Raw genomic sequence first — 9,511 nt, 5'->3', positions numbered from 1 at the left:
AGTAGAGAACTAAAAACCTGATCGCTTACAGGGGTGCTAGATATACCATCAGACGATGAAGATTGAGTAATACGCCATCCCCACTTTCCGTCACCGAGTATATCGAGTTCATACAACAACTTACCTTCGTAGAAGTAGTAATAGAAACCATGCAAAGCCCAGCCTAATTTAGACTCGCTCTCTAGGGATGGCAACAAGGGGATAAACTCCGCATTAAAGTACCCTGAGTCGATAGATCTTGGCATAACGTCAAAGGATGTGCAGATGCCAAAGTTCTGATGAAACTTATGAGTCAGCTTTTTTGGCTCTTCGACATGACACTCTCCAGTAAGCAGGGTATACGAGTCTAGCGCTTCTTCAGAGCGCCAGCGTCTAACGCTCTCCTCATTATCAGATTTACTAAGAGAGAAGACACCTAATTTCAGGCTAGACAGATCGGACTTTGGTGCATAGATCTTAATACGGCACTCAAACCCCGCCACAGGCTCAGGTTCGATCGCTGGGGTTGGAGTTGGGGGAGCAAGAGGGACATCATCCTGAACTGGGGCATATCCAGCGCTTGTTAACCGTTTCGGCTTAGGGAATTCTATAGGCATATCATATACTTTCAATTCAAAAGTACATTTTACCAACAGTGCATAAATCACACAGTAAGCAAGTGAATTGTTTTGCTATGCAATATGCCTAATTTCTTAGGTATTTTAGCTAAAAAAGACAAGTTCTGTGCACATTTACAGAATGTTTGATGGTCTTTAATCCCAAATACCCTTGGTACAAAGACGATATCAATTCAAAACCACCTGTTAATGAAGAAATCTTTGTCTCTTCACATTAGCTATATTTGTGCAAAACTCGACTAACTATGACCGTAGGCTTGTTGACGACACCAATAAAGGGGCATAAATGAGCTAAGAACAAATGACAAAAAGGCAGCGAGATCTAATCTTCACCGCATTTTTCAGTATGCCACTTTAATACTTAGTATGACGCTATATTAGTTTATGTACATTGAGAAGGCATGACGGATAAATGAGTCCTCCTTTATAAAATAGGTAAGTTTAATCAAATGCTTCTTGATCAACTTTATTGTGCTAAGATGCTGAACCAGATGGTTATCCATTGATTTTGCGATTTTTTTAGTTTTTAGGGTTGTTGTATAGATGAATAAAAATCAAATATTCCTATGCGTTATCTTGAGTACGTCATTAAGCGGTTGCGCTAATTCAGATTTTGAAATGGTTGAAGGGCTAGACGTTAATATGGATAGTGGTGAATATGCTCGTGTTGCTCGTTATCACCACTATGATGGTGGATTTGCCGCTCTTAATAAAGTCAATGGCATTGAAACCAAAAGTTTTACAGAGACACTTTTGTTACCAGTTAATACACCTTTGGAATTAGAATGGCGGTGTCTTGCAGGTGGTGTTACTGATACCGTCAATGTTACGTTATCGGCTGGGAAATGCTATGACACGATAGGCCCAAAGCGTACTACTTTCACGAGAGAACATAATTACATTATCACAGATAAAATAACTGGGAAAAGCCACACTAAAACCACTTACACGCATCATCATATCAAACAGTCTTTTTGCACTAATATGGGTGTTGCTCCTGTTTCTTGTGAAGAAAAACCTTTTAATGGTGTCAAGCCATAGTGTTAATCGCCTGTATAGCCTCTTTATTAACTGAGTAGCTACCGACCTATGAACAATTGTCATTAGGAAATGTAGGCCAAAATAAATGGTAGTTACGTGTTCGATATGGAAGTCAAAACACATATTGGGGCAAAGACGTGTTTGCCGAGATCGGCGTCAGCGCGTCTTTGGACAATTATCAGTCTCGGAGAATCGAACATCAGCAATTAATGAATAACTTCAGGTATAGCAAATCGGTTATTTCCACGACCAAACCTTATTGCACTGCTCAATCGTTATATGTATGTAAATAACTCCGCTCTCAAATCTGAAGGTTCCACTTCTGAACCCAAAAATAACTTTATTTGCTCAATATAGTCTTTATTAGTACCTACAACATATCGATGACATTGATTATATGTAGCCATTGCTAAGTAAGTTGTAAAAAGCGGATCTAGGTTCATAGCGTGATTTTGAGCTGGCGAAAAAGTAATCAACTGATTATTCGATAAAGGCATAATAAACTTAGACTTAAATGCGAACATCTGAGTCAAATCGTCAAAGAGTAGCGGGTTATCTCCCGTTAAAAAGTTGTTCCAACCTCCGTATTCTGGCGAAACATGATGGACTTTCCATGATTCATAGTCACTATCATGTACCCTAAAATCAAACGTTAGTAGAGGCAGCATAAAGCTACGAAAGTAATGCCTGAAGCCTGAGTCATTTTCTAATGCGTTTTTTATTTGGTCACAATCGCCAATATTGACCCCATTCAGTGTAATTCTGTCTCCAAACCGTGTTAAGTCTAGAGTTTTAATGTACTGCTCTACAAAGGGATCTAACAAAGGCATTCGCCAAAATTGAAACGCTACAAATACCTTTAGAAGATAAATGCCTTCTTTGGATATTAGTTCTTTCTCCGACAGGCCCTTGCGAACTAAATCAAAAAATTGCCCCAATGGTGCTTCAATTGTCCCGTAGAGCTTTTCTAGTGCATCAGTTCGCACACCTCGATGTGTGATTGTATTTCTATGTTTTTCGAATAATATTGTTCGAGGTGTTTGCTTATCTTTCTTGAATGAACCCAACTTTTTATCGAATACTTGAATACGACCAGACTCAGCAATAAAGCCTCGTAAATACAATTGTGGGACATAGTGATGATTAATTGAACTCAAAACTTACCTCATAAATATAACGCCCTGTTAAGGTGAGCAACGCAATATAAAAGCCTCCGCACACCACCTTAATCCCTAAAGCCAACTCATAGCGAAAATGCCACGCGTTACGAATCACTCTTAAACAGTTTGTTATATGTAATTTATAAACCAGCACTTCTAACTATTGATTTAGCTAAACCATCGAGATCAGGGAACATAAATTTGTGAGAAATACCAAGCTGAGTTAGTTGTTTTCTTAAAGCAGCTTTATGTTCTTTGGGCACAACATACTTAGAAAGCTTGTCGACAGTTCCATTATCCATACCTATTGACGTAAAAGCCTCCCACTTTTTAGGTGTTGGAAAAATTGTAAAACACCCTTCCTGCGCAAAAACACGGCTGTTTAGACTAGAAGAATGGAAACCAACAATTTTGTCTTCTTTGCTCACATCGACGAAACGTTCTAACACGTAGTTCAACTTAGGTGCAACCCCAAAAAGAACCCCATCCACATTATCATGAAGTGGGTTTTCCACTGCGAAAAATAAAGCTTTAAGAGGATTGGTACTCCAGTCAAGTAGCCTTGTAGGTAGACCATGATGCTGAGCATGTATCAGCCATTCCAAGCCATTCTTAGGTGTTTTATTTAACAGGGAACTACCATGCTTTTCAAACTCTCGCATAATATCTAGTTCTAGACCACGCCAATGAATATGCTCATCAACGTCTATCAATGAAGTATCAATTCGCGCAATAGATGGCAGTAATTCCCAATTAATATCAGCATGACCTCGGTAGTAGCTGACTTCTCCGAAGCCACCTACAGCGTTTAAAAACTCGCTAATCTGTCTCATTAACCCTCCCAATTACATATAACACTTTCTATACCGCGCTATGCCGCTCTTTGCATAGATATGATGCGGTCTTTCGTTTAAGTCTTCAACAGAAAATCAATAACTTAGTGAGAGTGTTAAAAAGCCTTCGTACCGTATGTACTTTGCCTGCTTATGTTCAATCTAATTGCACATGCACCTTGTAGCAAAAATCCCTCTTTTGAGGAACTATTCAATGAAGTTCCACTAAATGACTAAAAACTATATTTTTCGTGAATTTGAGAGTGGTTTGAGCGTAGAAGAGACCGCAAAGCTATGTTTTAAAACTGTGAGGGCGGTCAAACCTTAGGATGATGGAAAACCTATCCCGCCAGAGTGTAAGCGTTTGATGAGAATAACCAAAGGGAGGGAACTAGCCACCTCCGAAGATTGGGAAAACTTTAAGATGCACAAGAACGCGCTGGAACTTTCAACAGGACAATTAGTCATTCCACAAGAAATCTTAACAGGTATCGCTTTACTTTAAATTGGAGCAAAACCGGACGCTATGATTGCCACAAAGCTCATGAAATATGTAAGAATATTGTGCAAAATTAAAAGCAATCAATAACGTTAAGCTAGATAAACACCCGATAGCGCAAGTGTAACAACTCCGCAGGTATATATATTTAAGAACTTAAGGAGGAAAGTAATCAATGATTGGGAAAAACAACAAATAACTTTAATAAAAACTTATAAATTGTCGCACATATTTTTTAGCTTGAGCTGTATTTGAGTGAACTCACCCCCAACCCGAAAAGGCATTGTCAGATTAGATACGATTACCTTGATTTTTGAAATAAAGAAGGTGAAGTATGTGCAGAGATTATATATGCCTTGCAGTAGTTCTAGCTGTTTATTCAATTAACACATTAAATGGAGATAATAGTTTCAAAGAGTTATTCGATTTAATCGAAATTTTGCTTTTTGTGTTTGATGTGATGCAGCTAAGTGGTGAAAAAAAGTAAGGTGCAGAGGACTGATTAATGTGTTTAGAGCAATCCAAAAAAGCCGAACTTTAAGTTCGGCCTTTTACCTCAAAGTGTCGTGGCTCTTATCGTTACTTTAAGTTCTTTATCTACCGTATTGTTATGTTAGGACATTGAAAAGAATAAAGGGATAGGGTTTAGCGGATTCCTTATAGTTTGGTGGAATTTACCCCGTAATACAACACGGGGATTCGCAACGAGCAACATTAGAAGAATGGATATTTTAGTAAGGCAAAGCCCATCAACAGGATATGAATGAGTATTTACTCTGTCTGATAATGGGGTAGAATCGATTTAGAATGCCCTGTTAGTTCAAGTCACATCGAAGTGATGAAGCTGACAGATTTCATTCAGACTAATTCACTACACGCTTAGAACTTCTGTTCTATTTAGTTTTGCAACACGGCTGATTGCTGCCACATCCGTGGCAGACTGTATTTCTTTTTTAGCTAAACTTTCATCTGCTTGCGAGCCATGGAGTTCCGTAGCTACTTTGCTCATTGAGCACTCATTTTTCTTGTTTAGTTTCCAATGGTTCGTTTAGTTGCTCAATCGTAATTCCATGCTGGGTGGCGTTGTACAACCAAGTATGGAATTGCTCAAGTAGTCGGCTGTTCTCGGCTTCAAGTCGCGCAATGGTTCGCTCCCGCTTTTCTAGTTGATCAGCCGCAGCCTTCAAACTGGATGGTAGGTGTCTATTGCGTGCAGCAACAGCCTTAGGGGAATTACCCGAGACAAGCGCCTTAACCTCAGTAAATGCTCGCTTGATACGTGCCTGCTTTTGCAGTGTTTGCCTCGTAGTAGAAAGCTTGTAATCGTGTGCTACTGCCTCTACCAACCTCTCCCATGTGAGCTTAGAGTCTGTAGGCCAATCATCCAGAAGCTCACAAACATTGTTAATATCCGTGTCTGTTAAGTGTTTAGCCACAATAATCAATCCTCAAAAAAGTCTATTGCATCCATTTCATCTAAAGCATCAAGTAGTTCGTCTTCAAATGATTCTGGATTGCTCTCAATACCAATCATTTCATCAACCGTGACGGTAACCTTCTGGCTCTCTTTGATGCGCTGAAAGTTTTCAATCTTAGGTAAACGCTTTTTCCCATTCGCATCCATCGCACGATCCAACTGGGTAACATCCTCTACGTTAAGCAGCTTGATTAAAGAACCATCCTCGATATTTGGGTCTTCCATCATGGCAAGCAGTTGCTCACAGCGCTCTGTGGTCAGTTTCCTGCGCTCATAGAACTGCCTAGCCCCTTGAACACCATCATCAACCGCTTTTTTGTCCATTTTGAGAAGTCTTTTCTCCTCTTTTAGCCGCTTACGAATGCGCTCACATTTGCCGTCATCGCCTTTTTCACAAACTTGCTGGTCGCAGTTAATACAGTCGCGATATTTAGTGCAAACCTCTTCCATGTAGGACGTCACACACATGCCAAATTCGTTTGTATGTGCGGTTAAAGCCGTCTTAGTGTTCAGCTCTTGCACTGTTCTTGGTGTCGCCACCTGCACCTGAATTTGTATAGTTCCCGTTGTTGTATTCTCCATCAAACCCCGTGAGACAAGGTCTGCCTCTCGGTCTTCAATAAAGTCCGCACCATACTCCTCAGGAGTTGTGTGGTCGTAATAACGATTGTGCCTAGGATCGCTTCGCATCGCCCAATTAGCACGTTGCTCTCCATCCATACCATTGACTGCGGCCATGGTGTCTAACATATGACGAATCTGATGCGAAGTTATGATCAAATCACCGTGCCCCCAACGCTGAAAAACCGAACGCACACCTGTCGCTAACTCTCCTGTGGTTCTGTTCTTTTTTTTCGTTGGAGCAAGGTCTTCATTCAACGTATTAATGGTCGGAATGTACAATTCGGTAGAAATGGTTGATTTTGCAGTGTCCAAGCAATTAGCAAATCCAGCATACAAAGCCTCTGACCATTTAACCTTTACATGCCCATTCCCCCGATTAAACGGTATATAAGGAAAGTCCTTTGGAAGACCTTTTCGAAGGATTACATTTAAATCTCGGAGCGTAACTTGGTAATCTTCACGTAAGATCCCCTTACGCTTTAGGAAATGGTTTCTAGATGTTCGCCATTTCCTGCGATTTTGTGCATCAGAAAGGTCACCATACCCTGACGAATCCAACCCAAGTGCCATTGCAGCTTCATCCATAGTTAGGAGTTGGTCTTCAGGGACGTCAGGACAAAGCTCATGCCGTGGAAAGCACGAACTTTCTTCTAGCATCTTTGCAAACTTTCGTGCAGGCTCTGATTTTGCTCTCAAACGCTCTACAGCAGCTTCTACAACACTGTACATACACGTAGGAATCCACTTGTGTGCGTGCCCAAAGTCCTTACCCGAATACCATTTTATGCCTTTAATTTGGATGGTTGCGGTAAGGTCTAGCTCTTCATCGCCAGCATCCAGAGAGTCTTCTCTGACATTACCAGAGTCGTCAAATACAACGCCTTCAGTATCCTCAAAAACAATTTCGTTCTCTTTTTGGTATTTAAGGATTTCCTTCACATCATCTTTAGTAAAACCATCCATTTTTAGTACTTCCCAAACTTTCAACTCATCGGTATGAATAGGGTCGGAAAGCAAGTACAAAGGCTCTGAACCACGGTTTGGGGCAGCCAGCAACAAGGTCATCGTAGATGTCGTGAAAATATCCCGTGGACTTAAGTCTTCTGTTTTTTGAGCATTGACGGAGGCGAGAGCCATCAACGCATTTTCGTCAGGCATTTTGTCTTGCCTTCTCTTGTCAGCATCATCCCCTGTCGCATTTTCAGCAGGCTTTTTGAGTCCACTTTTCCACTTAAATGGCTTCACCAATTTGTAATCAATCAAGAAGTTGAGAAGTTTATTTAAACCACGCCCAGCCTGATAAGCAGCTCCTGCACTTAACGATTCCTTAGCCGCGCGCTGAGCTGCATCAAAGTCCTTCCCCGTAAGCTTGGTGGTTTCAAAATCTTCGTCCTTGTGTAATCGCTGCCAAGCAGCATTGATTGCGCGTAAGGCTTGGAATTTAACGTTGATTCCTGATGTGGTTCCGCCGCCATAGGTAACGTAAGCTTTTGCAAAGGGAATTAAAGATTCATCCAGTAACTCGTCTGGATTTTTTTGTCGGCTATTGGCACCAAAAATAGTGAAGTTACCTACATCAGGCCAGTAATTTTCATCGTAGACATACTTCTTGCTTAATGGCGCTATCTGACGTCCTAATTCGATGAAATCGGCTTGGTTTTTCGTATGCTCAAGCTCATGCTTAGGCTTAAAGATCAATACATCAGCCATTGTTATACTCCCTACATAGCTGGATTACTTGGCATACCGCTAGAATGGCATTGTCATTGATTGCAACGATTTGCATGTCGCCATTGGCATCTACTTTTAATCGCTCTCGCTCGTCAACCAACCAGTCGAGGATCAGGTGATGCGGAGCATGTGCCCATGGACGAAATTTAGGGCATAAATAGCAAGCGATAGGGGCATAATCTTGGCAAAAACTGCTTGAGCCACAAGAGCCGACCTCACAGTCTTTTTCTCGACAAGGAATGCGTGCCGCACCTGCATTTTCTGTATTGGCTTCAGCCTCGTCTTCAACCAGTTTGCCTGCGAAAGCAGAGGCATACCGAGCCAGCGGTTGGTTCATGATTTTTGAAATATGCACCGCATGCTCAGGGGCGTTAGCAACATACACTTTTACATTTTGTGTATCAGACTGGTCAAGCAGGTTGGCAATGGTAAGTATACCAGCCCCCTCCCTAGCAGCTCTGGTTCCCAAGGTATAGCGAAAACGATAGCTTGTTGATTTTAAAGGTTCACCAGTTCGCTCACTGATGACATTCAGCTTTTTGACCGCACTGTTTAGCTTACTCGTTAGGTTGCTTGTTTTAATATGCGGCAATTCGGATTTGAGATAGGCCATTAATGAACCTGGGGGTATTGATTGAATTTCTACAATGGTGCCAACATCGATAAACAAAGGTAGTTCACCTTTTTCTTCAAGCGTCATTTTCCGCCCTAAAGCTGCTTCCACCTTAGCTGTTTGTTCTTTGATATGTAGCTCAACAACCTGTGCAACCGAATTCACTAAAGCATAAGGTTTTAGGATACTACGGAACTTTCCTCCACGAACCTTAGATTTAGGAATCAGCACCACATACATTAGAGACTCCGTATATTTAGACGAATACGAAAAGTCTTTGCATTTTATTGATCCTATCTGAACCGCACGGCGACCCGACGCCTTAAACATCGAGAGACAAGCATACTCATCTGTTCTAAGCGCTCCTTCAGCATATCGATGAGCAGCATGTAAACCTATTGCTTGGAACTCTAAATCACTGAATGGCCCAGTCTCAGGATCTAGGGTCAGGACGGCAGCGCCTTTATCATTGCCACTTAAACTCCATTGGTCTGTCAGTTTAAAGACTGCATCATCGACATGTCCATCCAACCCTAAGAAACGCATTTGACGCACAAAGCCTCTAACATACGCAACTTTGTACTGGTGAGGTTTAGACATCTTATTTTTGAAAGACAAGAAACCAACTTCAGAAAAGTGATCGCAATCTGACTCCCTCAAATAAAGCTTTACCATGTTGATGAGGTTTTCAACATACTTTGGGGAGTGGCACTCCGCAAAGTAAGCAAAGGCCTCACGAACATCATTCCGCAACGGTTGCACAAAGTCATGCAAAAAGTCCATCGATACAGTTACGTCACGATTTAATGTCCATCGGTTAGATAGGTAATCAAATTCAAAACCATTATGGGACATTGTAGTCGTGACCTTGCTTTCATTAGCAAAGTCAAAATTCACATGATTGTGATTCATTTTT

The 9,511-nt window shown here is 41.2% G+C and carries 7 protein-coding genes and 2 pseudogenes; 2 read left to right on the top strand and 7 right to left on the bottom strand.

All coding sequences use genetic code 11. The features are described 5' to 3' along the window. Positions 1-596, bottom strand: a pseudogene (locus B7360_RS22600) (DUF2235 domain-containing protein); the annotation flags it as partial. Between the two features lie 564 nt (positions 597-1,160). Between B7360_RS22600 and B7360_RS22595 the strand changes: the two are divergent. Then, complete coding sequence (locus B7360_RS22595; RefSeq protein WP_164673241.1) at positions 1,161-1,658, top strand: hypothetical protein; 498 nt, start codon at positions 1,161-1,163, stop codon at positions 1,656-1,658. Between the two features lie 275 nt (positions 1,659-1,933). On the opposite strand, the gene B7360_RS22590 is transcribed toward B7360_RS22595, so the two are convergent. Continuing rightward, positions 1,934-2,815 carry a DUF4238 domain-containing protein gene (locus B7360_RS22590; RefSeq protein ID WP_025626479.1) on the bottom strand — a complete coding sequence of 294 codons (882 nt, stop codon included), beginning with the start codon at positions 2,813-2,815 and terminating at the stop codon, positions 1,934-1,936. Positions 2,816-2,958: 143 nt separating this feature from the next. Continuing rightward, positions 2,959-3,651 carry an FRG domain-containing protein gene (locus B7360_RS22580; protein WP_025626477.1) on the bottom strand — a complete coding sequence of 231 codons (693 nt, stop codon included), beginning with the start codon at positions 3,649-3,651 and terminating at the stop codon, positions 2,959-2,961. Between the two features lie 229 nt (positions 3,652-3,880). Between B7360_RS22580 and B7360_RS25300 the strand changes: the two are divergent. Beyond that, positions 3,881-4,240: pseudogene (locus B7360_RS25300) on the top strand (regulator). Positions 4,241-5,021: 781 nt separating this feature from the next. Here B7360_RS25300 and B7360_RS25090 read toward each other — a convergent pair. The 4 genes from B7360_RS25090 to B7360_RS22560 are packed head-to-tail and all read right to left on the bottom strand — an operon-like array spanning position 5,022 to position 9,507. Continuing rightward, positions 5,022-5,159, bottom strand: a complete 138-nt coding sequence (locus B7360_RS25090; protein ID WP_154217309.1) for a hypothetical protein — start codon at positions 5,157-5,159, stop codon at positions 5,022-5,024. 7 nt (positions 5,160-5,166) lie between these two features. Next, positions 5,167-5,586 carry a hypothetical protein gene (locus B7360_RS22570; protein WP_085344681.1) on the bottom strand — a complete coding sequence of 140 codons (420 nt, stop codon included), beginning with the start codon at positions 5,584-5,586 and terminating at the stop codon, positions 5,167-5,169. A gap of 5 nt (positions 5,587-5,591) precedes the next feature. After that, positions 5,592-7,961, bottom strand: coding sequence for an integrase (locus B7360_RS22565; RefSeq protein ID WP_085344680.1), 2,370 nt, complete (start codon positions 7,959-7,961; stop codon positions 5,592-5,594). Continuing rightward, the gene (locus B7360_RS22560; RefSeq protein WP_085344679.1) at positions 7,954-9,507 is read right to left on the bottom strand and encodes a site-specific integrase; all 1,554 of its coding nucleotides are present in this window, start codon (positions 9,505-9,507) and stop codon (positions 7,954-7,956) included. Before B7360_RS22560 ends, B7360_RS22565 begins: the two co-directional genes overlap by 8 nt. Positions 9,508-9,511: the final 4 nt, after the last annotated feature.

The organism is Vibrio sp. ArtGut-C1 (genome assembly GCF_002105475.1).
GTDB lineage: Bacteria > Pseudomonadota > Gammaproteobacteria > Enterobacterales > Vibrionaceae > Vibrio > Vibrio diabolicus.
This window is presented reverse-complemented; position numbering and strand designations above follow the sequence as displayed.

Coding starts and splice junctions, on each gene's coding strand:
- B7360_RS22580 (WP_025626477.1), bottom strand. CDS start 3,651: ATGAGACAGATTAGCGAGTTTTTAAACGCTGTAGGTGGCTTCGGAGAA.
- B7360_RS22565 (WP_085344680.1), bottom strand. CDS start 7,961: ATGGCTGATGTATTGATCTTTAAGCCTAAGCATGAGCTTGAGCATACG.
- B7360_RS25090 (WP_154217309.1), bottom strand. CDS start 5,159: ATGAGCAAAGTAGCTACGGAACTCCATGGCTCGCAAGCAGATGAAAGT.
- B7360_RS22595 (WP_164673241.1), top strand. CDS start 1,161: ATGAATAAAAATCAAATATTCCTATGCGTTATCTTGAGTACGTCATTA.
- B7360_RS22560 (WP_085344679.1), bottom strand. CDS start 9,507: ATGAATCACAATCATGTGAATTTTGACTTTGCTAATGAAAGCAAGGTC.